The organism is Cohnella herbarum, assembly GCF_012849095.1.
GTDB classification, from domain to species: domain Bacteria; phylum Bacillota; class Bacilli; order Paenibacillales; family Paenibacillaceae; genus Cohnella; species Cohnella herbarum.
The window spans coordinates 2,153,172-2,179,789 of record NZ_CP051680.1 but is presented as its reverse complement, the minus strand read 5'-3'; the positions used below and the strand labels follow the sequence as shown (position 1 = coordinate 2,179,789).

The following is a 26,618-nucleotide window of genomic DNA, read 5'->3' as shown; positions in this document are numbered from 1 at the left end:
ATATGTAGCGTACCTGGAGGTTCAGTGTTTTAAACAAAAAAGTCGACCCCCGTCTCGCGACGAGGGCCTTCATGGGAGAGGAGAAACCGGACGAAGATCTTATGGGGAAACGTAAGTCTTCTCCGCGGTTGTCCCCGACACCTCTCGGCGCCGGTACTATCATTGTGACCTTAGGCAAGGAAAATATACGCAGTCGCGGAAAAAAATTAGTAGGCGAAAGCACGGCGACCGAACACGGATATTCTAAGCTTTTGAAACACGGGAGAATGTGGTAACATTACACCAGTTAAGCTCACGGCTAACGGTACTACTTAGCGCGATATAATGGGGTTGAGAAAGTGCGAGTCATTTCTGGACAAGCCAAAGGACATCCGCTCAAAGCGGTTCCAGGCAGCAATACCCGTCCGACGACGGACAAGGTGAAGGAATCCCTATTCAGCATGATCGGACCTTATTTCGATGAGGAAAACGTGCTGGACTTATTTGCCGGCACCGGCGGATTGGGAATCGAAGCTTTAAGCCGAGGCGCGGCTAACGCCGTATTCATCGACGCCAGCTCGCAGAGCGTAGAAGTAGTCAAGCGCAATCTGGCTTCGACGAAATTGGCGGATCGGGCCGAGGTCTATCGCAACGATGCCCGAAGAGCGTTAAAGCTGCTAGAACGAGCGGGAAAATCCTTCGATTTGATATTCTTGGATCCTCCTTATGCGGTGAAGGATTGCGATGCCTTATTGATCGACATGGCTTCGAGAGGATTAGTGGCCGACGGCGCGATAGCCGTCGTGGAACACCATCCCGATGTCGTTTACCCCGAGAATATCGAGGGTTATGAGAGAACAAGATACGCGACTTATGGAGAGATAGCTTTGTCCATATATCGATATCAACAAAATAACGAGGCGGAGCCCGGTCTTCCCTCGGACTTGGAGGAGGCGACCGAACGATGAGCCCTCATCAAACTCGCATGGAACACGAGTTCCGGATCGCGGTTTACCCCGGGAGCTTCGATCCCGTTACTTTCGGACATCTGGATATTATACGCAGGGCGGCCAAACAGTTCGACCGCGTCATCGTGGCGGTATTGAACAACACGGTTAAAACTCCGTTATTTTCGGTTCAAGAGAGAAAAGATTTATTGGCCGAGGTTACGCGAGATCTGCCTAACGTGGAGATCGACAGCTTTCGCGATTTGCTCGTTCGCTATATGCGATCCCGTCAAGCTCAGGTTATCGTTCGAGGTATCCGTTCCGTTACGGACTTCGAATACGAGCTTCAGATGGCATCGACGAACCGTCAACTGGACGAAGGCATCGAAACGGTATTCATGATGACGAATCCTAAGTATTCCTATTTAAGTTCAAGTATCGTAAAAGAGATCGCGAAGTTTAACGGTCCCGTGCAGGATTTGGTGCCGCCGACGGTCGAGGTTGCGTTGCAAGGGAAGTATGCCGCTTCAGACGGAGAGCAAAACAAAAGAAGCAAGATGGATGGATTGTAAAGCCGACGATTTTCGTTCGGCTTTTTTTAATCCCTTTTTATTTACGCTTATCCGGCGTTTTCGGTCTGATCAGCGCCGCTAACAGGGCGAGTATTATGAACACTCCGAAGCTAGCCAGCGCTATCGTGAGATTGACGGAAAGATGGTTCCAAGCGTTAGGAATCCCGCCTTCCGCCGCCCAAACTTCCATCGTTGTCGGACGAAGAGGCCAGATGCCGACGATAAATTGCTTAACGGGTTCGGATAGCGCCGCTATCGCCAGAGGGTAGACCACTACCAGTGCCAAAGCGCAGTGGAGCAGGCGGCTGGCGATAATCTTCAACCAAGGAAATGGCGTTTCAAGCCCGAAAGCGGCTCGAGCCTGCAGCAGGCCGCTCCAGCCGCTCCAAGCCAACGCGGCGGCGATAAGGGCGGCGGCTTGCGCGGGAGCGGACGAGAACAACGCCGAACGGCTGCTTTCGTATGCGCCTAAGTGCATCTCGTAAATTCCCGGGATCGAGAGCCACAGGTCGTTCCCGGGGGCAAACAGTTGGATCAACCGGACGACGACGGCGCTCATCATCATCAATCCGCCTACCGTCATCAAGGTTCCGACGGCATTCGTTACGGAATCCGGCAATAGCTTGCCCAAAGGCCTGCCGTCTTCTTTCCGCGCATCGGCAGCGGCTCTTAACGCTCTTTGCAGGAGCGCGCGGGAGTGATTTAGCGGGATTCTCGGAACTTTGGGTTTGCGCGCTTTCGCGATGCGCGACCATACGAAACCGGAGAGGATGGCGGATAACCACAATCCTATTGCGATAGCCCAACCGAGTTCGGGCGATTGTAGAAATCCGCAGCCGATGACGAGCACGATCAGGAAAGGATTAGGCAAGTGAGATACGAGTAATACCGTATCGACGTCGTCTTCGTGGATCATGCCGTTCTCCCGGAGTCTTGCCGTTTCCTTGGCGCCAGCGGGAATTCCCGCGGACCAACCGAAGGCGATCGCCCAGCCGGAAGCTCCGGGCAAGCGGAATAATCCGCGAGTCAGCGGTTCGGCCAGCGTCGCGATGCCGTGAAGCATGCCGGAAGCGGCCAACAGCTCGGCGAGCATAAGCGGAGGCAGCAAACCGGGGAATACGTTTTGCCACCAAATTTGGAGACCGGAGAGGGAGGCTCTGAAAGCTTCGCCGGGCGAATGGACGATCCCTGCTACGACTAACAGCGCAGCCGCGCCAAGCAAGAGCGAAACAAAGGCCGATCCTCTTCGCCTAGAAACTTTACCCATGTTCAACGCCCCTCCCTGAACTATACGATACAAATGCGAGTTCAAAAAGTCGGGTTTTCAGCACCGAGAAGGTTGGATGAAGCTAGGGGCTGAGGAGCGGAGCGTAGGCAAAACCTACGTGAGCACCGGAAGGTCCGGTTGAATTCAAGATTCGATGTCGAATCCGCTGCTTGCTTCGCTTCGTGATCCAAAGATGACTTTTTGAACTACCTCTACAAATGTACGTCCGTGAGGGAGGGGTTAGACCTCTTGTCCGATATGAAGAGCTTAGAGGCGAATAGGGGCGGCGGTATAATCGCGCATGGCCAAGGAGGCATCCCCTTCCCGGAAAGCGAGAGAATAGACCGCCGAGGCGCGTGCATCCATAGCCAAGTAAGGCCAATCCCCTTTGGCTGCAGAAGTAATGACGGGTACGCTGGCCGAGACGCGCATATCGCGAAGCAAACGCCGGCCGCGCTCATTAAATCCGAGAACGCGAATATATTCTATTCCCGAGGCAAGCTTATCGGGGCTTAGCAGTTCCTTGCGGTGACCGAGCAGAATGCGAAGCAACGTGCGTTGCAGCTTCGTATGGGTATATCTTTTCGTTTTCAGCTCGCGAAGCAGAGCGGAGACGGTCAGTTCGGGCAAACCCGACAGGATGTTCTTAATTCGGTGCTCCAGACCTTCGGTTACTTCGGCATACGAAGCGAGTTGCGACTCCTCCTGGCGAAATAACTCGTGGAAGAGCTGACGTTCGAAGCTTTGCCAATGAATAGGCGCCCGTCCGGCCGCTACTTCGCGTTTCAGGATGTCCAAGGTCGAGCTTGGCACATAATCGGTAAGTTGGTCTAACGTGCCTGATTCGCCAAGCAGGAGCTTGCGGAGGGCGGTCGCGCTGGCAATCCGAACGTCCGTAATATCGGATTGACCGTAATCTGATTTCTCCCGGCGCAGAGAATAGGGAGTCATCCGGCTGTCGATTTTGCGCATCGACATTAAATAATGCAAACCGAGCGTATGATTGGGCTGCGTTAGCGAGAAGGCATGTTCGTTCAAGCCTTGGCGCTCCAGGAAGGCGGTGGCGGCAGCGGTGAATGCTGATGGATAAGGCAAACCTTCCTTGAGCTGAGAGTTCAGAAGGGTAACGAATTCAGCCGGCTCTTCAGTTAAGAGTTCTGCCATCCTTTGCAACGATGCCAGGTCTCCGCTTTCGCTGCCGAAGCAGATCGAATCGACGACCCCGGTCGCTTCTAGAATAGAGACCGCGCCGTAAGCGAACCACTGCGCGGGCTGGGAGCTATAGGCGACCGGCAACTCTAGAACGAGATCGCACCCCGCTCTTAGCGCCATCTCCGCCCGAGCCCATTTGTCGGCCATCGCCGGTTCGCCGCGCTGCAGGAAATGGCCGCTCATGACCGCAACGACATTTTCGGAACCCGTTAATTTCTTAGATTGCTGCAAATGATAGAGATGTCCGTTGTGTAATGGGTTATACTCTACAATGACGCCGACCGTTGACATGTCCGTCTCCTTACAACGGCATCGCCGTTTAACTTGAACGATCAGAAAGTATAAATTTTATGTCTTTATACTCATCTGATCGCTCGATATAAACGTGTACCGCCGTCTCGAAGACGGCGAAGCCGTTTAACTTGGATGATTTCTTTTGCCACAATATAACACGCGAAGCGCCGGGAAGAGAAGATTGATCGGAAACGCACTGTTATTGTTGACAAAGGACACCGAATCTCGATATAATAATTTTTGTTTGTTTGGAGTGATATCATTGTTGCTAAAAGTACAAGAGCTTGTGGCTCGGCAGCAGCCGATTGAGCTACAGGGAACTCTCGACATGGCGGAATTGTTCCGGGATAACTCGGAATACAACCCGCTCGCCCCGATGAAATTCGACTTAGTGGCGAAAGCCGCCGACGATCGAATTCTCGTGTCGGGTCAACTCTCCTGCGACGTTCGCATGCAGTGCTCGCGCTGCTTGGACAAATTCGACGAAACCATCGCTGTTCCTTTCGAGGAGCAATTTCGGATCGTCGAGGACGGAGAAGCCGATTTAAGTGAAGATGATGAAGCCGTACCGGTAACGGAAGAGCGGATCGATCTTTCTCCTTATTTGGCGGAAGAACTCGTAGTCCAGCTACCGTACGCGCCCCTATGCAGCGAAGATTGCAAAGGATTGTGCCCGGAATGCGGGATGAACCTGAACGAACAATCGTGCGGTTGCAATACGGAGAAGATAGATCCCCGTATGGCTGCGCTTCAGGATTGGTTTAAATCTCAGAAAGAATAAGGTTCGGCCCCGAGTCGCGACGTTATTCGGACCTGATAAGGAGGTGGCAGCAATGGCAGTCCCTTTTGCGAAGACATCGAAAGCCCGCAAACACAAACGCCGGACGCACTTTAAGTTGGTAGTTCCTGGTATGGTGAAATGCGAGCAATGTGGAGAATTGAAAATTTCGCACCGCGTATGTAAAGTTTGCGGTACGTACAAATCACGCGAAATCATCAAGCAATAAAGCTTAGACGCGTCTGGATTCACGACGGGGAAGCGCATTCGACCGCATTGCGGCTGACGATGGCGTTACTTGCGTTCGTTGCATGCCGGCGCGTTTTTCTTTAAACTTTTTTGGCACCAGGTATTAAAGGCTATCAACAAAAATGGTACTCGTAATCAAAGGTTGACCTTTTGACTTACTTTTCTACAGAAAGCGGTGGTGAGTATGGAACGGCTTCCTAAACGTCAGCGTCATCAACAGCTTAGCAAGCTATTGGACGAGAATCCGTTTCTCACCGACCGGGAACTGACTCGTCAATTAAAAGTCAGCATACAGACGATTCGTTTGGATCGGCTGGAGCTTGCCATTCCGGAATTGCGGGAAAGGCTAAAGCTGATGGCGGAGCGGTCGTACGACTCCGTTCGGTCTTTGCCTTTGCACGAGGTTATCGGCGACATCCTGGATTTGCAATTGGACAAAAGCGGGATTTCCTTATTCGAGATCAACGACGAGCACGTCTTCTCCCGTTCGGGTATCGCACGGGGACATCACGTGTTCGCCCAAGCGAATTCTCTGGCAGTCGCGGTCATCAACGATGAAATCGCTTTGACGGCATCCGCGGATATCCGGTTCATTCGTCCCGCCCGGTTGGGGGAGAAATGCATCGCTAAAGCATACGTTAGAACGAGCGGCGAGCAAAAAGGGAAAGCGAAGGTTGAAGTGTTTACATACGTTGGCGAAGAAATGGTGTTTCAAGGGAACTTCATTATTTATAGATCAGCGGGAGAATCGAAATCATAACGCGCGTGTTCGAAGAAAAGCCGGGTTTTATCGCCTGGCAGCCATCTATTGAACAAAGTCACAAAAGGAGTGTATCTCATGCGGATTGCTATTGATGCAATGGGCGGCGACCATGCGCCCCATGCACAAGTCGAGAGCGCACTTTCAGCGGCTGCCGAATGGCCGGATACGCATTTGATCTTGGTCGGCAATCCGGAAGTGCTTCAGCCGTTGCTAGGTCAAGGGGCTCCTCGGAATATATCTATCGAAAGCGCAATGGAAATCATCGCGAATGACGATGAGCCGGTCAAAGCGGTCCGTCGCAAAACGAATTCCTCCATGGTCGTGGCCGGCAGACTCGTCAAGGATGGTCTTGCGGATGCGATGATTTCGGCGGGGAATACGGGAGCGTTGATGACTGTAGGCTTGTTGGTCGTTGGCAGGCTGAAAGGCATCGAACGTCCGGGATTGGCGGCGATTTTCCCGACTTTGGACAATGTTGGCGTTCTAGCTCTCGACATGGGGGCTAACATGGACGCGAAACCCGAGCATCTGCTGCAGTACGCGCTGATGGGGAGCGTATATCGCAGTAAGGTGCATGGCATCCATAAACCTCGCGTTGGTTTGCTTAACGTAGGAACCGAAGCGGCGAAAGGCAACGAACTGACGAAGCTCGCTTTCGGAATGCTTGAAGAGGCTCCGATTAATTTCGTCGGAAATATCGAAGCTCGCGACGTATTGGACGGGAAGTGCGATGTCATTATATGCGACGGTTTCTCGGGCAATATTATGCTGAAGTCGCTGGAAGGCGCGGCGTCGACGATCTTCAAGTTATTGCGCGAGGAACTGACTTCGTCTTTCACTTCCAAATTGGCCGCCGCCGCGCTTAAACCGAGCTTCCGCCGGGTCAGGGATAGAATGGATTATAACGAATACAACGGCGCGCCGTTGCTTGGCGTTAACGGATTGGTCGTCAAAGGGCACGGTTCTTCGGATGCCAAAGCGATGAAGACCGCGATCCGGCAAACCCGTACGGCAATCGGCAACGGGCTAATCTCGGCGCTAGCCGATGAAATCAGCGGAAAGTGAGAGAGGCGCATGAATGGAATTTCCGTCGGCATCCTAGGAACGGGTAAATACGTTCCGGAGCGCCGCTTAACGAATCAAGAGTTGGAACAAATGGTCGAAACGAACGATGAATGGATCGTCACCCGCACCGGCATACGGGAACGGAGAATCGCGGCCCCGGAACAAGCGACGTCGGATTTGGCTTACGAAGCATCGCTTCAAGCTATTAAAGCCGCGGGGATTACGGCGGAGGAAATCGATCTGATCGTCGTTGCAACGATCACGCCCGATATGTTCTTTCCGTCGACCGCTTGTTTGCTTCAAGAGAAGCTCGGCGCGAAAAAAGCCGCGGCTTTCGATCTGTCGGCCGCGTGTTCCGGGTTTATTTACGGACTGGCGAACGCATCAGGCCTGATCGCGACGGGGCTATACCGTCACGTGCTCGTCGTCGGGGCTGAATGCTTGTCCAGAATTACGGATTACTCGGATCGCAATACTTCGATCCTGTTCGGAGACGGCGCCGGCGCGGTCGTATTGGGTCAAGTTCCCGAAGGCCGCGGCTTCAAGTCGTTCAAGCTCGGAGCCGATGGAGCCGGAGGAGATCTGCTGAGGATATACGGCGGCGGATCGCGTTTGCCTTCTTCCGAGCAATCCGTCGCGGATCGCCGTCATTTCATCGAGATGAACGGCCGGGACGTATTCAAGTTCGCCGTTAGGATCATGGGGAACTCCGCGGAAGAAGCGCTTGCGAGTGCGGGTTACGAAAAGTCGGATATCGATCTTCTGATCCCTCATCAAGCGAATATTCGCATCATTCAATCCGCGCTGGAAAGACTGGACTTATCCGAGGATAAGGCGATGATTAATTTGGACAAGTACGGCAACGTATCCGCCGCATCCATTCCGCTTGCTCTTGCCGAGGCAGTCGAGCAAGGAAGGGTCAAAGAAGGCGACTGCCTCGTGCTCGTCGGATTCGGCGGCGGATTGACCTGGGGCGCGTCTGTTCTGATCTGGTAAGGTTGAGGAGGAATCACTTTGGGTAAAATCGCATATGTATTTCCCGGACAAGGCGCGCAAGCGGTCGGGATGGGAAAGGATGCTTACGAGAGTAACGCGAAGGCGCGCGCGATCTTCGATCAGGCGGATGCCGCGCTCGGATTTCCGATATCGAAGCTAGCGTTCGAAGGGCCTGACGACGAATTGCGTCAGACCGCGAATACGCAGCCCGCGCTGCTGGCGACGAGCATCGCATTGCTGGAAACGTACAAATCGCAAAACGTGAAGCCGGATTACGTAGCCGGACATTCTTTGGGTGAATACAGCGCTCTCGTTGCGGCCGGCGTACTGGATTTCGGCGATGCCGTTCGGCTAGTGCGGGCGCGCGGTCAATTCATGGAGCAAGCGGTACCGAGCGGTCAAGGCGCAATGGCGGCCGTATTGGGAGCCGAACGCGAGCAGTTGCAATCGCTTTGCTCGACGATAACCGCCACCGGCGACATCGTCGAGCTTGCCAACGTGAACTGTCCCGGTCAGATCGTCGTGTCCGGTTCCGCCGAAGGCGTCGCCGCCGTTGGCGAGAGAGGGAAAGAAGCCGGTGCCAAGCGGGTCATTCCGCTGGACGTCAGCGGACCGTTTCACTCCTCGCTCATGCAACCCGCGGCGGACAAGCTCGCGGGAGAACTTGCGAAAGCGGAGTTTCGTTCCGCGCAAGTTCCCGTCATCGCTAACGTTCACGCAAAGCCGGTAACGTCGGGCGATGAACTTCGCGAATTGCTCGTGCAACAAGTCGTTTCTCCCGTTCAATGGGAGGATACGATCAAGTTCTTGATCGGCCAAGGCGTCGATACGTTCGTCGAGATCGGTTCCGGAACGGTGCTTGCCGGCTTGATCAAGAAGATCGACAAATCCGTGCAGGTGATTTCGATCAACAGCGCGGCGGCGGCAACGGCAGTTGCACAATGAAGCTGAAACAGCGACAATGTACGGGAGGGTGACCGGATTTATGACGAAATGGGATTTGAACGGCAAGAGCGCGCTTGTGACCGGAGCTTCCAGAGGAATCGGTCGTTCGATCGCGATCGCGCTTGCGGAAGCGGGCGCGGACGTGGCGATCAACTATTCCGGAAGCGAAGCGGCTGCCGCGGAAACCGTCAAAGCGGTAGAGGCGTTGGGCCGCAAGGCGATCATGATCAAAGCGAACGTCGGCAAGGCCGCGGAGTTCGACGAAATGGTGTCCACGGTACTGGAATCTTTCGGTAAATTGGACATCCTCGTGAATAACGCGGGCATTACGAGGGATAACTTGATTATGAGAATGAAGGAATCGGAATTCGACGAAGTCATCGAGACGAACCTGAAGGGCGTATTCAACGGACTAAAGGCCGTAACCCGTTCGATGATGAAGCAGCGTTCCGGCCGCATTATCAATATCTCGTCTGTCGTAGGCGTGCTCGGCAATGCCGGTCAAGCTAACTATGTCGCGGCGAAGGCGGGCGTTATCGGGCTGACGAAGTCCGCGGCCAAGGAATTGGCATCCAGGGGAATCACGGTTAACGCCGTTGCCCCGGGTTTTATCGAATCGGATATGACCGACAAGCTTCCTGCAGAGTACAGGGAGAAATTGCTTGGCGAAATTCCGATCGGTCGGATGGGCCGTCCCGGGGACATCGCGTCGGCCGTCGTTTATCTAGCCTCGGATGCGGCTTCCTACATGACCGGCCAAACGATACACGTCGATGGCGGAATGTATATGTAGTGGCTTTTTGTCCATGATTCACGTATAATACGTTAAGGGAGGTGAACCGGATGTCCGATGTACAAGAACGTGTAAAACGCATCGTTATCGAACGCCTAGGTGTTGAAGAGGCAGAGGTAACAGCCGAAGCATCCTTCAAAGACGACTTAGGCGCTGACTCTCTCGATGTGGTAGAACTCGTTATGGAACTCGAAGACGAATTCGACTTGGAGATTTCAGACGAGGATGCAGAGAAGATCACAACCGTGGGAGAAGTCGTTAAATACATACAATCTCATGCGTAATGATCGACCGGGTCCCGTTATCGCGACGGGACTTCTGCACATTTAAGCACCGCTTCACACTCGGGAGCGTAGATAGAATTACCCTGAAGAGGTGAATGGGTTTTGACACAACGCGTTGTCGTTACAGGCATGGGCGTGGTAACGTCCCTTGGCTCCGATTTGCCCACGTTCTGGAACAATCTGTTGAACGGCAAATCAGGCATAAGCTTAATAGAAGCATTCGATACAACCGAATATACAACGAAGATTGCCGCAGAAATCAAGGATTTCGATCCTGGCGTATATATCGATAAGAAAGAATCCCGCAAGATGGACCGTTTCGTGCAATTCGGCGTTGCGGCCAGCAAGCTTGCTCTCGAAGACTCGAAGCTCGTCATCGGCGAAAACGCGGATGCGGAGCGGGTAGGCGTAATCGTAGGTTCGGGAATCGGCGGTTTAGGCACATGGGAAGATCAGCATACGATTCTGATGGAGAAGGGACCTCGTCGAGTGAGTCCGTTCTTTATCCCGATGATGATCGCGAACATGGCCAGCGGCCAAGTTTCGATGAGCACGGGCGCCAAAGGTCCGAACTCCGCGGCCGTATCGGCTTGCGCTACCGGAACGCACTCTATCGGCGATAGCTTCAAAATGATCCAACGCGGAGACGCGGACGTTATGATCTGCGGCGGAGCGGAAGCAACGATTCGTCCGATCGGCATGGCGGGTTTCTGCGCGATGAGAGCGATGAGCACGCGCAACGAAGAGCCCGAGAAAGCAAGCCGTCCGTTTGACGTCGATCGCGACGGGTTCGTTATGGGCGAAGGCGCGGGAGTTCTTATTCTAGAGTCTCTTGAGCACGCTAAGGCAAGAGGCGCGCATATCTACGCCGAGATCATCGGTTACGGAATGAGCGGAGACGCCCATCACATGACCGATCCGGATCCGGACGGAGCGGCTCGTTGCATGAAGAAAGCGATTAAAGACGCCGGAATCGCTCCGGAAGAAATCCAATATATCAATGCTCACGGAACTTCGACGGGCATCGGCGACAAATCCGAAACGACCGCAATCAAAAGCACTTTCGGAGATTATGCTTATAAGCTTGCGGTTAGTTCGACCAAGTCGATGACAGGACATTTGCTCGGCGCGGCCGGCGGCGTCGAGGCGGTTATTCTCGGATTGACGTTGAAGAACGGGGTTATCCCTCCGACGGCCAATCTCGATAACCAAGATCCGGAGCTTGATTTGGATTACGTACCGAATAAACCGCGTGAGGCGGATGTGAAAGTGGCCTTGTCGAACTCCTTCGGATTCGGCGGCCATAACGCAACGATCATCATGCGTAAATACGAAGCTTAATGAACGATATTAGGCCAATCATACGAAACCTAATAAGCGCGTGAACGTCGACGCAGGCGGCAAATGCTGCCTGCGTCGATTGTTTATGTGGTGCAGATGAGGTGAAGGATCGTGAAGGAAGGTTTTCAGCAACTGCAGGAACGCGTAAATCTTAAATTTCGCAATTCCGGGCTGTTAAAGCAAGCGTTCACGCATACTTCTTACGTGAATGAACAACGAGGAGCGCGAATCGCGGATAACGAGCGGTTGGAATTTCTCGGGGACGCCGTACTTCAGTTGACGGTATCCGAATATTTGTATCGCCTCTACCCGGATTCTCCGGAAGGGGAAATGACCCGTTTGCGGGCGAGTATCGTCTGCGAACCATCGCTTGTCCGTTTTGCCGAGGCGCTCGAATTCGGGCAGGTCGTGCTGCTCGGCAAAGGGGAGGAGCAAACGGGAGGCCGGACTCGGCCTTCCTTGCTCGCGGACGCGTTCGAAGCTTTCTTGGGCGCGCTTTATTTGGATCAAGGGTTGGATGCCGTTCGGGATTTTCTGGAGCGTCATCTTTTCTCTCAGTTATCTCGCGACGGTCAAGCTCCGCTGAAAGACTATAAAACGGAGCTTCAAGAGAAGGTTCAACAGTTGTCTATGGGCGCTCTGGATTACCGGATCATAGAAGAACGAGGCCCCGCGCACGATCGGGAATTCGTCTCCGTCGTGTCCATCGGCAAGCAGCGTTTAGGCAAGGGGATCGGGCGTTCGAAGAAAGAAGCGGAGCAGCAAGCCGCCTCTCAAGCGCTTACCGCGTTTGCGAAACAGTATCCCGGGTAACCGATTGACTCGAGAGGAGTAATTATCCTTATGTTTTTGAAAAGAATCGAGCTGGCTGGGTTTAAGTCGTTCGCGGATCGCACCGAGTTGGAATTCGTACGCGGCATTACGGCGGTCGTCGGACCGAACGGCAGCGGTAAAAGCAACATCTCGGACGGCATCCGCTGGGTACTCGGCGAACAAAGCGCGAAATCGCTTCGCGGCGGCAACATGCAGGATGTTATTTTTGCCGGAAGCGATACCCGTAAAGCGGTTAACTTCGGCGAGGTATCTTTGACGCTTGACAATATGGACAAGGCGTTGCCCTTGGACTTCAGCGAGGTTACGGTTACCCGCAGGGTTCATCGGAACGGAGACAGCGAATATTTAATCAACAAGCAGCCTTGCCGTCTGAAGGACATTACGGAACTGTTCATGGACACGGGGATCGGCAGGGAAGCCTATTCGATTATCGGACAAGGCCGCATCGAAGAGATTTTGAGTACGCGTTCCGAGGATCGCAGAGGAATATTTGAAGAGGCTTCCGGAATCGTAAAGTACAAGAGTCGGAAAAAGGAAGCTCAGAAGAAGCTCGAAGATACCGAGAACAACCTGATTCGGATTCACGATCTTGTCAGCGAGCTTAAAGGTCAGATCGAGCCTCTGAAGGAGCAGTCCGAGAAAGCCGAATTGTACAAAACGTTAAAAGACGAATTGAAAAACAAAGAAATCGCGCTATACGTTCATCAGATTGAAGGCGTTCATACGAATTGGACGCAAACGAACGAGAAACTGACGGCTCTTCGCGACGAGCAGCTTGGATTATCGACGTTCGTCAGCAAGCACGATGCGATCTTGGAAGAAGAACGGCAAACGCTCGTCCAATTGGAAGAGCATCTCGAGAGACTTCAGGATGAACTGCTTCGTTGCAGCGAAGAAACCGAGAAATCCGAAGGTTACGTGGAATTGCTTAACGAGCGTAGCGGGCATTTGGAACGGACGCGCGAAGGATTGCGGCAGTCTCTCGCTTCGGCGGAAGAGCGGTTCGAGCAAGCGACCGCGGAAGAGGCGGTACTAAAAACCAAGCGTGCCCAATTGGAGTCGGAGTTGGTGGAATTGTCCGCTAAGCTGGCGGACGAAGAGGATAGATTAGCTCTGGCGGACGGGAGCACGGAAGTCGAGGAGCGGCTGAAAGCCGATCTGTTCGATACGTTAAACGCGATGGCTCAGGCGCGTAACGACATCCGTTACGGCGAAGGCCAACGCGAAGTGTTGGAACGGCGCGTGGCCCGGATCGCCGAAGAGGAAACGAAGTGGCGCGAGCAAATGGACGGGCTGCAAGCCAAGCGCGCATTGCTTGAAGAGCGGGTTGCCGCAGTTACCCGCGCGCTGACCGAAGTACGCGACCGTTACGTCGCGGAAGGGGCTAGATCGGGCGAGGTGCAGCGCAAACTCGAGGAATCGCAAGCGGCGGTGCGCCGGTTCGAACAGAAGAAGGAAGCCCTTGTATCCCGTAGGGACACGATTAAAGAGCTGCAGAACGATTACGACGGCTTCCAGCACGGCGTTCGCGAAGTGCTTAAAGCCTCGAAACGCGGTTCTCTCCATGGCGTGCACGGTGCCGTAGCCGAGTTGATCAGCGTGCCGGGGCATTTGGAAGTCGCGATCGAAACCGCATTAGGAGCGGCTTTGCAGCATATCGTCATGGAAGACGAGAAAAGCTCGCGGACCGCGATCGCATACTTGAAGCAAAGACAATCGGGCCGCGCGACGTTCTTGCCACTAGACGTCATTCGAGCCAGAAATATGTCGGATAGCGATCGTCGCACGCTTGAACAGGCCGAAGGTTTCATCGGTATCGCAGCAGAGCTTGTCGGCTCCGAACCGAAATATTCGGCGATCGTGAGCAGCATGCTCGGCAACGTGCTTATCGCAGAGAACTTGGAACTTGCGAACCGGATCGCTTCAAGGTTGCAGTACCGGTTCCGCGTCGTCACGCGCGACGGAGACATCGTTAATGCCGGAGGTTCGATGACGGGCGGTAGCCTGCAGAAGAAATCCTCCAGCTTGCTCGGGCGACAGCGCCAGCTGGAAGAGCTGGAGCGCGAGATCAAGGAAGCGGAAACGGCGAGAGAACGCTCGAAAGCGGAAGCCGATGACTTGAAGAAAGAGCTGGCCCAAGTCGGACAGAACATAGAGCAGCTTCGAAACGCCGGGGAGCAAGAGAGGCTAAACGAGCAGCAAGCGGCGGGGGAGTTAACCCAATTGCTGCAGGACGAGAAGCTGTTAGAGGAACAGAAGGCGGAGCTGCAAAGCGAGAAAGCGGCTTTCGACGCGGAAGCGGGAGGGCTGAATTCCAGCAAGGAAGAAGCCGAAGCAAGGCTCGCCGCCCTTACCGAAGAGGAGAAACGCATCCAAAGCCGGATTCAAGAGGCCGAGGAGCTGCGGCGCAAGAGCGCATCCGCGAAGGAAGAGCTTCAGGCGATGCTGACCGAGCTGAAAGTGTCTATCGCTCGGATTGAACAATCTCGCAGCGCCTTGGATGAGCAGTCCAACCGTCAGAGAGCCGAAATATCGCGCTTAACGGCGGAGAGAAAACAGCTCAAAGAGTCTCTTGAACACAATGAAGCGGAATCGGCGCGTACGTTGGAAGAGTCCGTTGAGCATAGGGAACGATTGAACGAGCTTCGGATCCAGAAGAAGCAATTCACAGAAAATCTCGAGTTCAAACGCGCGGACCGCGCGGAGAAGCAACGGGAACTGGAACTTAAAGAAGGCGAGACGAAGGATCAGCGGGCTAAGCTGAGAACCGTCGAAGAAGGTTTGCGTCAAGCGGAGATCGCGGTCAACCGAATGGATGTCGAGCTCGACAACCTGTTGCGGAAGTTGACCGAGGAATACGAGATCGGCTTCGAGCTTGCGAAGGAGCGGTATCCGGTTCCGGAAGACATCGTTAGTACGCAGAACGAAGTCCGCGACATGAAACGGAAAATATCTTCGCTCGGAGACGTGAACTTAGGAGCGATAGAGGAGTACAAACGCGTTTACGAGCGTTTCCACTTCTTGTCCGAGCAGGAGAATGACCTGATCGAGGCGAAGACGAAGCTGCACGGCATCATTCGCGAGATGGACGACGAGATGTCGAAGCGTTTCCGCACGACGTTCGAGGAGATACGCAAGCATTTCGTCGTCGTATTCTCCCGTATGTTCGGCGGAGGACGAGCGGATCTTATTCTGGTAGAGCCGGATCGACCGCTCGATACCGGGATCGATATCGTCGCCCAGCCTCCGGGCAAGAAGCTAACGAACCTTCAACTGTTGTCCGGGGGAGAGAGAGCGCTGACGGCCATCGCGCTGTTGTTCGCGATCCTTAACGTTAAGCCGGTACCGTTCTGCGTGCTTGATGAAGTAGAAGCGGCATTGGATGAAGCTAACGTGGCTCGTTATGCTCAATACATGCGCGAGTTTTCCGATTCCACGCAATTCATCGTCGTTACCCACCGTAAGGGAACGATGGAGGAAGCGGACGTGCTGTACGGGGTTACGATGGAAGAAGGCGGCGTATCCAAGCTCGTCTCCGTGCGGCTTGAAGACACTGAAGAGATGACTGCTACAGCTTAAGCGACGGGTGGTTCGTGGAGAAGAATAACGGTAGAAAACACCGTTAATTGCTCCAGAATGGGCTCATTGTGAGGAATAGCGGTGGAAAACACCGTTATTTGCTCCAGAATGGGCTCGTGGTGAGGAATAGTGGTGGAAAACACCGTTAATTGCTCCAGAATGGGCTCATTGTGAGGAATAGCGGTGGAAAACACCGTTATTTGCTCCAGAGTGAGCTTGTGGTGAGAAATAGCGGTGGAAAACACCGTTATTTGCTCCAGAATGGGCTCGTGGTGAGGAATAGCGGTGGAAAACACCGTTATTTGCTCCAGAATGGGCTCAAAGAGAGGAATAGCGGTGAAAAGCACCGTTATTTTTGCGAAGTGTCGTTTGTTGGAATAGCAATAGGTTGGAGGAAACGGGCATGAGTTTTTTCAAGAGGCTTAAAGAAAGCATCGCGTCGAAAACCGAAGCGGTAACGAGTAAGTTTCGCGACGGGTTGGCGAAAACTCGCGATGCTTTCGTCGGCAAAGTGGCTGAACTGTTCACGCGCCGCAAGAAAATAGACGAAGAGTTTTTCGAAGAGCTGGAGGAAATCCTGATCGGAGCCGACGTCGGCGTGAATACGGTCATGGGATTGATCGACGAGCTTCGCGATGAAGTGAAAAAACGCAAGATCGAGCAGCCGTCGGAGCTTCAGCCGATTTTGTCCGAGAAGCTTATCGCAATGCTGCAAGGCTCGGAGGAAGAAGTCGGGATCAAGGAAAATCCGAACGGGATAACGGTTATCTTGTTCGTCGGAGTCAACGGCGTCGGCAAAACGACGACGATCGGAAAGCTCGCTTGGCGATATAAGCAGCAAGGCAAGAAGGTGCTTTTGGCTGCGGGAGACACGTTCCGCGCGGGCGCGATCGAGCAACTGGAAGTGTGGGGCGGCAGAGTTGGCGTAGACGTTATCAAACAACAGTCGGGCTCCGATCCGGCGGCGGTTATGTTCGATGCGGTTCAAGCGGCGAAAAGGCAAAATGTCGACGTGCTCATCTGCGACACGGCCGGCCGTCTCCAGAACAAATCCAATTTGATGGAAGAGTTGGCGAAGATTCATCGCGTCATTCAGCGCGAAATTCCCGGAGCTCCCCATGAGACGTTGCTTGTGCTTGACGCAACGACGGGACAGAACGCGCTTCAGCAGGCGAAGCTATTCGGAGAGAAAAGCGGAGTCACAGGGTTAGTATTGACTAAGCTAGACGGCACTGCAAAAGGCGGAATCGTCATCGCAATCCGAAACGAGCTGTCGCTGCCGGTCAAGTTCGTCGGACTTGGCGAAAAAATGGACGATTTGCAACAGTTCGACGCGGACCAATTCGTGCATGCCTTGTTCGCGGATTTGGCGGTTAACGAGGATGCCGAAGGGGAACCTTCGAGTAATTGAATAAAAATGGAACGAGCCACCTTACTTGGGAATTTGCCGAGCATGGTGGCTTTTTTGCGGATCGTATAGTCTAACTAAATTCATCATCTTATGTTATATAAAATAACAAAGATATGACTTATTGCTTGTAAAAAACATTATTAATAACTAGAATCACCAATAATAAAGAAAATTTAATCCTTTATCTCTAACCAATACGTTACATACTTATTGCAAAGGAACAATTATACCTCTAAAATGTTATATATATTTACATACAAATCACATTAAATATCGCATCGTTGAACTCATTGAGCATTGACCTTTACTTCTTAAAGCGAGTGTACAAATAAGTCAGGTTTTCAGCCAGCATTCGATATCGAACCCGTTTCTTGCTTCGCGTCGCGATCAATAGATGACTTTCTGAACGACTTCTTAAAGGGGGGACGGACATGTATTTGACAGTTGAGCAGGCTTTGTCGGTATATCCTCTTTCGGAAGGGAAGCTTATAGCAGGGCATTCGGGTATCAATCGAATCGTAAAATCCGTAAACGTCATGGATGCGCCCGATATTACGGATTGGATCAAAGAAGGCGAAATGCTGCTATCTACGGCGTATCTTCTCAAAGACGATCCGGAGGATGCGATGCGTCTAATGCGCAGGCTTAACGACTGCGGATCCGTCGGACTTGGCATTAAGCTGGGCAGATTCTGGAACTGCGTGCCGGATGCGTTGATCGAGCAGGCGAACGACCTGGGTTTTCCGCTTATCGAGCTGCCTTACGCGTTTACGTTCTCGGACCAGATGAATGGGCTTTTTCAAGCCGAAATGAAACGAAACACGGGCATATTGCAAGATGTATTAAACAAACAAATCCGCTTAATGAGGTTTGCGCTTCAATCCGAGCCGATTCACCGGCTGTTCGCGGCTGTGACCGATATTATCGGAGACCCGGTTGCCGTTATCGGTTCCAGAGGCCAATTGGTCTATAACTCGTCGGACTTGTCCGAAGATGCGCTGTTAACAGGTCAGCAACCGACGATCAAGTACCCTAAATGGATTAAACGCAGCGACTGGCAAGCTTATCAGGTCCCTCTGATGAAACAGGAACTGTGGACGGGTTATGCGTTGTTTTTCAGTACCCGCTTGTTCCTGTCGCCGATAGAAGAGAGTCTCTATCTGCAAGCCGCCGAGCTGTTGTCTTACCATCTGAACTTTAATTACGAGGATTACTTCGAGCATTCCGTTCAGAAGGATTTCGGGATTGTTATCAAGCGGCATCTCAAGCACGGGCTCCCGATCGAGTCCGTTATCGAATACGAGCAACGCTGGGAGATCGATTTGTTCAAACAACCGTACCGCTGCGTGTTGACGGATTTCCCTTTAACCTTGCAATCCGAAGTTCGCGCGGAAAAACTGGAGTGTTTAAAGAAGGAATATTTAAGCCATGCGCGGTTACAGGAACTAAAGGGGATTCATTTCGTCGTAGACGAAGGGGTCGTTTCCTTATTTCCCGAACGAACGGAAGATGGCGGAGAAAGCTTGATCTCGGCTCTTGATTCGTGCTTCTCGGGGAAAGCCGACCGGGCGGAAGTGCCGACCGTGTCGATCAGCAGCAGGAAAAAGAAGCTCGAGCAGCTGTTCGAAGCCTTCGACGAATGCAGGGAAACCCATCGGTTGGCCAAGGACTGGGGAATGAACGACAAGTTGCTCAAATTCGAAACGCTGGACATGGCGTTTATTTTCGAATCGGTACCCAAGGAAAAAATGAAAACCTATTGCGCTCGTTGGTTAGGCGGGCTGTTGGGAAGAGATCCGGAATACGTGCAGGAAATGCTGAGGACTCTTGAAACTTATTTGGACAACGACGGGCAATTAAACGAAACGGCTAAGAGGCTGTTCATTCACCGGAATACGGCGACGTATCGAATCGAGAAGCTCGGCGAATTGCTCGACGTGGATTTCAAGAGTATCGACGATCTGCTGAGGTTGAAGTTGGCTTTCTTGTTCAGGAGGCTTCTCAATCGGGAGAACTCCGCTTCGGAACGCATACGGTAAAGGAAACAAGGTTTGCAATTCTGAGGAGGCGGCTCCATGACGATCAAACATATTCGCAATGCCATCATTATGACCATGAACGCCGGGAATGAAATCATTAAAGGCGACGTCGTTATCTCGAACAATTTGATTACGGCAATCGGCGAGAATTTGACGGTGAAAGCCGACGTCGTGATCGATGCCGGATGGAAGGTGCTGCTCCCCGGTTTCGTTCAAACCCATATTCACCTATGCCAAACGTTATTCCGCGGTCGAGCCGACGATTTGGCGTTGATTGATTGGTTGCGACTTAAAATATGGCCGCTGGAAGCCGCGCACGACGAAGATTCGGTTTACTACTCGGCATTGCTCGGGTTAGGAGAGCTGATCCGCAGCGGCACGACGACGATTCTCGATATGGAGACGGTAAGAGGGACGGATGCCGCTTTCAGAGCCATCGAGGAAAGCGGAATGAGGGCTCTCTCCGGCAAAGTGATGATGGATCACGGTACCGAAGTTCCTCTTGCGTTGCAAGAAAATACGGAATCATCGCTGCAACAAAGCGTGGATTTGCTGGAGCGATGGCATGGAGCTGCCAACGGTCGAATCCAATACGCCTTCTGCCCGCGCTTCGTCGTTTCCTGCACGGAGGAGTTGCTTATCGGGGTAAGGGATCTGTCGGAACATTACAAGGTGAAGGTCCATACGCACGCGTCCGAGAATTTGGATGAAATCGCCTTGGTCGAGGCGGAGCGCGGGATGCGCAATGTCGTATATCTCGATCACATCGGTCTTGCGAAACCGAATTTGATTTTGGCCCACAGTATTTGGCTGAACGATGAGGAGAAGGCGATCATCCGCGATCGCGGCGTAAAAGTAACCCACTGTCCGGGCTCTAATATGAAGTTAGCATCCGGTATCGCGCAGATTCCGGAATTGCTTAAAGAAGGAATTCCCGTGGGCTAGGAGCGGACGGGGCGCCGTGCAATAACAACTTGGATATGTTCCAAGAGATGCGGTTGACCGCGTTTATTCAGAAAATCCAGCACGGTCCGACGGTTATGGACGCAAAGACGGTACTGCGTATGGCAACGATGGGCGGGGCGGAAGTGCTCGGGATGGAGAAGGAGATCGGGAGCATCGAAGTGGGGAAATTAGCAGATATGCAACTGCTCGATTTAGAAGATTTCCACGTCTACCCTTCTTATGACGCCGATTTATTTTCCAGAGTCGTCTATGCCGCTACTCGCGGCGATGTGGATACGGTACTTATCGACGGTAAGATCGTCATGCAGGGGAAAATCGTGAGGACGATCGACAGGAGAGCCGTCCTTAGCGAATCGAATCGAGCATTAAAAGGGCTGTTAAGCAGAATCGGGTAGAAATGGAGGACGGGACGATGGATAACTTCTCGATATTGGCCTATGCGCATGAATCAGGCAAACCGGCTGTGTTGGCGACTTTGCTGCATGCGGAAGGTCACTCCTACCGCAAAGCCGGAGCTTGCATGCTGCTCTTGTCCGACGGAAGCCGGATAGGGAGTCTGAGTCCCGGGTGCCTGGAATCCGATCTGCATGAAAGGGTCGGAGATCTCCTGTTATCAGGCGAAGCCGAGCTGATCGCTTACAACCTTATCCCGGAAGAGGATGCGATCTGGGGACAATCGATGGGATGCGGCGGGATCCTTCAAATTTTGCTGGAGCCGCTGGGAGATGCTGCAATGGATTTACTCAAGCAAGCTTATCTCAAGGTGGAAGCGGGTTTCGAGTTGGAATGGTTAAGGTACTCTTCCGGGCGCCGCATCGAGTATGCCGTCAGATCTTCCATACCTGGCAGTAATCGGGATAATGCGCATTCAGGTAACGAATGGCGTAATCCGTTGTTCTCGACGCGATTTGCACCTCGGAGCAGGTTGTTCGTGTTCGGTGCCGACGAGGGGACGATACCGATCGTTCGATTAGCAAGAGACGTCGGTTTCCGGGTTGCGGTTGGGGATTGGAGGGTGATCTTATGCAATTCGCAACGATATCCGAATGCGGAGCTTGCGGTTGGATCGACCGAGAAGATCATCGCTGCATTAAACCTTAGCTCGACTGATTATATATTGATTTGCAGTCATCAGATCGCTAAGGATCGAGAAATGCTAGAGGGGATACTGCCGCTAAAGCCGTCGTACCTTGGTATTATGGGGTCCGCTAGCCGAATCGATCGCCTCCTGGAAGGGGTTCCCCCTATGGACTTCATTCATGCTCCCGTAGGAATCGCTATCGGCGCCGACGGGCCGGAGGAAATCGCGGTCAGCATCACGGCGCAATTAATCGCGGTAAGGAAAGCGCGGAGAAGAGAACGGGGAGTGGGCGGCATTGCGATTACGAATGGCGGGAATCTACTTGGCGGCTGGGCAGAGCAGCAGAATGACCGTTCCGAAGCTTTCTTTGGAGCTTGCGCCAGGTAAGCGATTAGGAGCGATCGCGCTCATGGAAATGATGGCCTGTACCTACCTGGATTCGGTTGCGGTAGTCGTCCGGGATAATGATGAGCTAAGGTGGATGCCAGGACCCGAGGAGTTGAACGAACGTACATCGAAGCTGAAGGTCGTTACTTGCAGTCAAGCTCCACTGGGGATGTCTTACTCGATTCGCGAGGGATTGCAGGCGGTGCTTCCGTCCGACCCGCAAGCGATTATCGTCGTCTTAGCGGATCAACCTTTCATTACGGCTAAATTGCTGGATCGTTTGGCTAATGCCTATGCGGAAAATCGGACTTTGGATTACGTGGCTTGCGCTTGCGGCCCGATCTCCATGCCTCCGGCCTTATTCGCTCCGAGCACGTTCGATGCTTTGGACCGTTTGCATGGGGATGCGGGCGCGCGTAAACTATTCGTCTCTTCCGATTATCAGGGAGAACGGGTGGAAGTAGATTCTGATTATACATTCGCGGACGTGGATTCGCCTTCCGATCTAGAGCGGGCCAGGCGCTATTGGGCGGAATGGATTCGGGCTTCCGGTAGTTCCGGCAATATTCGGGCTTCCGTCGTTTCGGATTCATAATGACATGATTTTACTTGGAAAAGGAGGGGGAAAAGATGGCTTTCGGGCAAGATGACAACATTCGGTCTCCCTCCGTATGGCACCCTCGGGATACGACGGAGGCATGGACGTACAAGAAGTTGCTTGACGCGGATGCGGTGTACGTGGCAGGGGGGACGCTGCTGAGAACGCAATGGGAATCGGGGGCGGTTCCCGTGCCGAAACATATGATCGACTTAAGCTCTATTCCCGGAATGACGGGGATTACGATAGATGAGCATTCGCTTACGATAGGCGCGCTTACGACGCTCGGGACCTGTCGTTACGATGCCCACGTCAACAAGCTTTTCCCGATACTGGTCGATGCTATCCGTTCGATCGCGGCAACGTCGGTGAGGAACTTGGCTACGATCGGAGGGAACGTCGCTTCGCGCGTCGGAGATTCTCTTCCGGCCTTTATCGTTTGTTATGCCGATTTCGAATGGAATACGGGGTTTAGCCCGATGACGGAAGATTCATCGGAATGGGTCGAACGGATACAGGTTCAAATGCCTAAAGCTTCCCATTTGTTAACCCGTATTCGCCTTCCTTTATTCGCGGAGACGGATACCGTGCCGAAGAGATTCGGAGCTTATCATAAAGTAGGGCGTAGGGAAGCTTTTGCGCCGTCTCTCGTTACGGTCGCCCTCAACGGTGGAATGAAAGCGGACGGGAGAGTAGCGAACATCGCCATCGCGGCAGGCGGAGGACAAACGATTCCTCATCGGCTGCACGCGGCTGAGAAGCTATTGAAAGGCGAGTTTTTGAGCAAAGAGCTTCTGAGAGAGGTACATCATGCGATCATGGCCGGTTATAAGCCGAAAACGGATCCTTTTGCAACGGATGCCTACCGAAAGAAAACGGCCGCGAATCTGATCGTAACCGAGCTATGGAAAGCTTACCTTGATTGGACGAACGAGGGGAGGGAGCCGAATGGCGCTAAGTCGATCGTCTAGCGGGGAGAGATGGCGGATTAGGCCGGACGGCACGGAGAAGGTGACCGGTAAACTGGCTTACCTGACGGACATGTCGAGAGAAGGAATGTTGATCGGCAAGGTGTTGCGCAGTCCTCATCCGCACGCCGGAATCGTATCGATTCACACGGATAAGGCGAGGAAGATTCCGGGAGTACGGGCGGTTATCACGCATTCGGACATCCCGGGCATGAACGGATTCGGAATTGTTAACCCCGACCAGCCGGTATTTTGCGAGGATAGGGTTCGTTATATCGGCGACGCTATCGCCGCGGTCGCAGCCGAAACGCCGGAGATTGCGCAGCTTGCGTTAGATAACATCGAGGTGCATTACGTTCCTCTTCCCGTCGTCGACGATCCGGTCAAAGCGCAAACCAAGCAAGCGCCCAAGCTGCATCCGGGAGGCAACGTCCTTCACCGGAATCAATACGGACACGGCAACGTGGAGATGAGCTTCGCGAAATGCGCGCATATCGTGGAAGAAACCTATTCGACTCCGAGGCAAATGCATACCTACATGGAGACGGAGGGAGGCTTGTTCATTCCCGAGGAAGGCGGCAGATTAACGGTTTATTCCCCGACTCAGCATGGTTATAAAGATCGAATGCAATTGGCGAGGATATTGGCCTTGCCGGAGTTCAACATCCGGGTGATCTCAAGTCCTATAGGAGGCTCCTTCGGAGGCAAAGACGAGTTAAACGTGCAACCGTACGGGGCATTGCTCGCGTTGGTAACGGGGAAACCGGTGAAGATCCACAACTCGCGCGCGGAGTCCGTACGTTCGGGGTTGAAGCGGCACCCGATGACGATCAGGATGAAAACCGGCGTTGACGCGAATGGCGCAATTCTAGCCCATCAGGTCGATATCGTCGCGGATACGGGAGCTTATGCAACGCTTGGCGCCGAAGTGCTCAACTTCGCGATCGAACACGTTACCGGACCGTACCTGTACGAATCCGTGGCCGTCGAAGGCGTATCCGTCTACACGAATAACGGAGTGTCCGGCGAATTCCGAGGCTTCGGAGGGAATCAGGCAATATTCGCATTGGAGGGTCAGATGGATCGGTTGGCTGCTAGGCTCGGGATCGATCCTTGGGTATTTCGAGCAAGAAACATGCGCAAGCCGAAAGACCCGGGGCCGGTCGGACAGGCGATCGTACCTACGGACGGAGCGGATCAAGTGTGGCAATCGCTTGCCGGGAGCGAATTGTGGTTAAACCGTCATCATCAACCCTCAAGAGAGCCATGGATTCGCAGTGGGACGGGAGCCGCATTCGTCATGCATGGTTCGGGTCTTGGCTTCGGGATTCCCGATCCAGCCGGCGGAATGCTGGCGTTGTCCGATGACGGCAAAATCGAAGCGATCTTCGGTTACGAGGAGTTCGGGCAAGGGTTGATCGCGACGCTGGAACTGATGATGATCGAACAATTCGGATTCGGCGCCGAAGATCTGCGAATCGTTATCGGGGATACGGATCTCGTTCTGCATGGAGGATCGAGTACGGCATCCCGGGCAACCAGCATGATGTGGAAGTCGCTGCAGAAGCTTCGCCAGCCTTTCTTGAACCGACTGCTCGAAGAGGCATCGAGGGTACTCGCGTTACCCGCGGATCAACTGAAAGTCGGAATCGGCGGGATTCGGGATCGTACCTCGGATGAATTGTTGCTTCCTTATCCCCGGCTAGCCGGGGAAGCATCGGAAGAGATTCGGTTTCTCACGCATTTTCCGTTTCCGACATCGCCGACTAAACGTATCGGCGCGCACTATTTATACACGTATTCGGCTGTTGCCGTTCAAGTGGAAGTTAACGCGCTAACCGGCAGGGTAAAGCTGTTGAAGCAGTACCATGCGGTAGCGGCTGGGCCGGTCATGAATCCTCAAGGTTATTTGGGTCAGATCGAAGGCGGTAGCGGAATGGCCGTCGGTTTCGCGCTGATGGAAGACGCCGTAATGGAGGGAGGTCATTATTTAACGAAAAATCTGGACTCGTATTTGGTGCCGACATGGACCGATCTGATGGGGGATGTCGAGGTTCATGCGATCGAGGAGCTTCCGGAAGAGGACGATCATGGGCCTAGAGGCGTAGGGGAAATCGGTTCGGTCGGCGTTGCGCCCGCGATCGCGGCAGCGGTATTCGATGCTACTGGCATAAGAATAAATAAACTGCCCATAAATCCCGAGTTGTTGCAGGAACTCCCCGAGTTTCTAAGAGAGGAGGCGAACAGCGAATGATGAACAGGGGATTGGCGGAGATGCGTTCGGAAAAAGGGATTTCGTGCGAGATTAACGGGCAAATCATTAAGTTAGAAGTTCCTCCCTCGAGAAAGTTGTTATCGATATTGCGAGATGACCTAGTAATGACGGGAACGAAAATTTCTTGCGAAATCGGGCGTTGCGGAGCTTGTATGGTATTGATCGACGGCGAGCCGACGAATGCCTGCTTGACGATGGCCTACCAGTGCGAGGGGAAGCGGATAACGACGATCGAAGGGTTAAGCGTCGACGAGATCGACCCGATTCAGCGGTGTTTTCTCGAGGAAGGCGGTTATCAATGCGGTTATTGCACTCCGGGAATGATTATATCGGTTAAAGCGTTGCTAACCCGTAATCCGGATCCAAGCCAGGAAGAAATGACGGAGGCGCTATCGGGTAACCTATGCAGATGCACTGGCTACGGGGGGATTATTCGTTCCGTTCGCAAAGCCGCATTACTAGGGAGGGATACTTCATGAGAACAAAGTTAGCCATTCCGATGCTGGTCGTTAGCAAAATGAGTCGGGAGCAATTTACCGAAGTGTTGGGCGGCATTTTCGAGAACGCACCATGGGTAGCGGAAAGCGCATGGGAGCAACGGCCATTCAAGACGCGCAAACAGTTGCACGATGCGATGTTGGGAGTCATTGCTCGCGCTCCGGAAGAGCAAATTACCGCTTTGTTCCGGGGACATCCCGATCTGGCAACGAGGTTGGAAGTGACTGAATATTCCGCGGCGGAACAGCAAGGCGCCGGCCTCAGCCAATTAACCCAAGACGAATATGAAATATTCGCAGCGCTTAACCGCGAATATACGGATAAATTCGGATTCCCTTTTATTATGGCGGTCAAAGGGAAGGGAAAGAACGAGATTAGGATGGCGATGAAAATTCGCGTCCATCATTCGGAAGCGGAGGAAAGGGAGACGGCGTTAGGGGAAATCGGGAAAATTACCGGTTTCCGCCTGGAACAACTGCTGGAAGCTTAAACGGACG

23 protein-coding genes and 2 pseudogenes are annotated in these 26,618 nt (G+C 53.2%); 22 read left to right on the top strand and 3 right to left on the bottom strand.

Translation table 11 applies throughout. From position 1 onward, the window contains the following. Positions 1–335 precede the first annotated feature (335 nt). Together rsmD and coaD are read left to right on the top strand one after the other, a co-directional pair. A pseudogene (gene rsmD / locus HH215_RS09790) lies at positions 336–947 on the top strand (16S rRNA (guanine(966)-N(2))-methyltransferase RsmD); the annotation flags it as partial. Beyond that, positions 944–1,498 carry a pantetheine-phosphate adenylyltransferase gene (gene coaD / locus HH215_RS09785; protein WP_169279733.1) on the top strand — a complete coding sequence of 185 codons (555 nt, stop codon included), beginning with the start codon at positions 944–946 and terminating at the stop codon, positions 1,496–1,498. The pseudogene rsmD and the gene coaD, both read left to right, overlap by 4 nt. Positions 1,499–1,535: 37 nt before the next feature. On the opposite strand, the gene HH215_RS09780 is transcribed toward coaD, so the two are convergent. Together HH215_RS09780 and HH215_RS09775 are read right to left on the bottom strand one after the other, a co-directional pair. Beyond that, positions 1,536–2,765 (bottom strand): hypothetical protein, encoded by a 1,230-nt coding sequence (locus HH215_RS09780; protein ID WP_169279732.1) that lies wholly within the window; start codon positions 2,763–2,765, stop codon positions 1,536–1,538. A 267-nt stretch (positions 2,766–3,032) separates the two neighbouring features. Further along, complete coding sequence (locus HH215_RS09775; RefSeq protein ID WP_169279731.1) at positions 3,033–4,268, bottom strand: nucleotidyltransferase; 1,236 nt, start codon at positions 4,266–4,268, stop codon at positions 3,033–3,035. A gap of 265 nt (positions 4,269–4,533) precedes the next feature. Here HH215_RS09775 and HH215_RS09770 point away from each other — a divergent pair, with 265 nt between their 5' ends. The 11 genes from HH215_RS09770 to smc all read left to right on the top strand — a co-directional run bounded on the left by HH215_RS09770 (position 4,534) and on the right by smc (position 15,898). Continuing rightward, positions 4,534–5,052 carry a YceD family protein gene (locus HH215_RS09770; protein WP_169279730.1) on the top strand — a complete coding sequence of 173 codons (519 nt, stop codon included), beginning with the start codon at positions 4,534–4,536 and terminating at the stop codon, positions 5,050–5,052. A gap of 52 nt (positions 5,053–5,104) precedes the next feature. Further along, entirely contained in the window at positions 5,105–5,278 is a 174-nt protein-coding gene (rpmF, locus tag HH215_RS09765) for a 50S ribosomal protein L32 (protein WP_115990919.1), read from the top strand. Between the two features lie 204 nt (positions 5,279–5,482). Next, positions 5,483–6,058, top strand: coding sequence for a transcription factor FapR (gene fapR, locus HH215_RS09760; RefSeq protein WP_169279729.1), 576 nt, complete (start codon positions 5,483–5,485; stop codon positions 6,056–6,058). Between the two features lie 78 nt (positions 6,059–6,136). Further along, positions 6,137–7,126, top strand: a complete 990-nt coding sequence (gene plsX / locus HH215_RS09755) for a phosphate acyltransferase PlsX (protein ID WP_169279728.1) — start codon at positions 6,137–6,139, stop codon at positions 7,124–7,126. Between the two features lie 9 nt (positions 7,127–7,135). Continuing rightward, positions 7,136–8,122, top strand: a complete 987-nt coding sequence (locus HH215_RS09750) for a beta-ketoacyl-ACP synthase III (RefSeq protein ID WP_169279727.1) — start codon at positions 7,136–7,138, stop codon at positions 8,120–8,122. Between the two features lie 18 nt (positions 8,123–8,140). Beyond that, positions 8,141–9,067: an ACP S-malonyltransferase gene (fabD, locus tag HH215_RS09745; RefSeq protein WP_169279726.1), complete on the top strand. Its 927-nt coding sequence runs from the start codon at positions 8,141–8,143 to the stop codon at positions 9,065–9,067. A 40-nt stretch (positions 9,068–9,107) separates the two neighbouring features. After that, positions 9,108–9,860 carry a 3-oxoacyl-[acyl-carrier-protein] reductase gene (gene fabG / locus HH215_RS09740; protein WP_169279725.1) on the top strand — a complete coding sequence of 251 codons (753 nt, stop codon included), beginning with the start codon at positions 9,108–9,110 and terminating at the stop codon, positions 9,858–9,860. Between the two features lie 50 nt (positions 9,861–9,910). After that, a complete protein-coding gene (gene acpP, locus HH215_RS09735; RefSeq protein WP_115990925.1) occupies positions 9,911–10,144 on the top strand; it encodes an acyl carrier protein in 234 nt (77 codons plus the stop codon). Positions 10,145–10,246: 102 nt separating this feature from the next. Continuing rightward, entirely contained in the window at positions 10,247–11,485 is a 1,239-nt protein-coding gene (gene fabF / locus HH215_RS09730; protein ID WP_169279724.1) for a beta-ketoacyl-ACP synthase II, read from the top strand. A gap of 111 nt (positions 11,486–11,596) precedes the next feature. Continuing rightward, positions 11,597–12,298 carry a ribonuclease III gene (gene rnc, locus HH215_RS09725; RefSeq protein ID WP_169279723.1) on the top strand — a complete coding sequence of 234 codons (702 nt, stop codon included), beginning with the start codon at positions 11,597–11,599 and terminating at the stop codon, positions 12,296–12,298. Between the two features lie 30 nt (positions 12,299–12,328). Then, positions 12,329–15,898: a chromosome segregation protein SMC gene (gene smc / locus HH215_RS09720; RefSeq protein ID WP_169279722.1), complete on the top strand. Its 3,570-nt coding sequence runs from the start codon at positions 12,329–12,331 to the stop codon at positions 15,896–15,898. Here the strand turns inward: smc and HH215_RS09715 are convergent. After that, on the bottom strand, positions 15,895–16,194 hold the full coding sequence (locus HH215_RS09715; RefSeq protein WP_169279721.1) for a hypothetical protein: 300 nt from the start codon (positions 16,192–16,194) through the stop codon (positions 15,895–15,897). The genes smc and HH215_RS09715 overlap by 4 nt on opposite strands. A gap of 107 nt (positions 16,195–16,301) precedes the next feature. Between HH215_RS09715 and ftsY the strand changes: the two genes are divergently transcribed. The 9 genes and pseudogenes from ftsY to uraD all read left to right on the top strand — a co-directional run bounded on the left by ftsY (position 16,302) and on the right by uraD (position 26,611). Continuing rightward, positions 16,302–17,309, top strand: coding sequence for a signal recognition particle-docking protein FtsY (gene ftsY, locus HH215_RS09710; RefSeq protein WP_169279720.1), 1,008 nt, complete (start codon positions 16,302–16,304; stop codon positions 17,307–17,309). 431 nt (positions 17,310–17,740) lie between these two features. After that, complete coding sequence (locus tag HH215_RS09705; protein WP_169279719.1) at positions 17,741–19,348, top strand: PucR family transcriptional regulator; 1,608 nt, start codon at positions 17,741–17,743, stop codon at positions 19,346–19,348. A 36-nt stretch (positions 19,349–19,384) separates the two neighbouring features. Further along, positions 19,385–20,709: pseudogene (locus tag HH215_RS09700) on the top strand (5'-deoxyadenosine deaminase). A gap of 17 nt (positions 20,710–20,726) precedes the next feature. Continuing rightward, positions 20,727–21,782, top strand: coding sequence for an XdhC family protein (locus tag HH215_RS09695; RefSeq protein ID WP_169279718.1), 1,056 nt, complete (start codon positions 20,727–20,729; stop codon positions 21,780–21,782). Next, positions 21,691–22,377, top strand: coding sequence for a nucleotidyltransferase family protein (locus tag HH215_RS09690; RefSeq protein ID WP_169279717.1), 687 nt, complete (start codon positions 21,691–21,693; stop codon positions 22,375–22,377). Before HH215_RS09695 ends, HH215_RS09690 begins: the two co-directional genes overlap by 92 nt. Positions 22,378–22,412: 35 nt before the next feature. Next, complete coding sequence (locus tag HH215_RS09685; protein WP_169279716.1) at positions 22,413–23,351, top strand: FAD binding domain-containing protein; 939 nt, start codon at positions 22,413–22,415, stop codon at positions 23,349–23,351. After that, complete coding sequence (gene pucD / locus HH215_RS09680) at positions 23,329–25,602, top strand: xanthine dehydrogenase subunit D (protein ID WP_169279715.1); 2,274 nt, start codon at positions 23,329–23,331, stop codon at positions 25,600–25,602. Before HH215_RS09685 ends, pucD begins: the two co-directional genes overlap by 23 nt. Beyond that, positions 25,599–26,102: a (2Fe-2S)-binding protein gene (locus HH215_RS09675; RefSeq protein WP_254450428.1), complete on the top strand. Its 504-nt coding sequence runs from the start codon at positions 25,599–25,601 to the stop codon at positions 26,100–26,102. The genes pucD and HH215_RS09675 overlap by 4 nt, the downstream gene beginning before the upstream one ends. Then, positions 26,099–26,611: a 2-oxo-4-hydroxy-4-carboxy-5-ureidoimidazoline decarboxylase gene (gene uraD / locus HH215_RS09670; RefSeq protein ID WP_169279714.1), complete on the top strand. Its 513-nt coding sequence runs from the start codon at positions 26,099–26,101 to the stop codon at positions 26,609–26,611. Before HH215_RS09675 ends, uraD begins: the two co-directional genes overlap by 4 nt. The last annotated feature ends 7 nt before the right edge of the window (positions 26,612–26,618 follow it).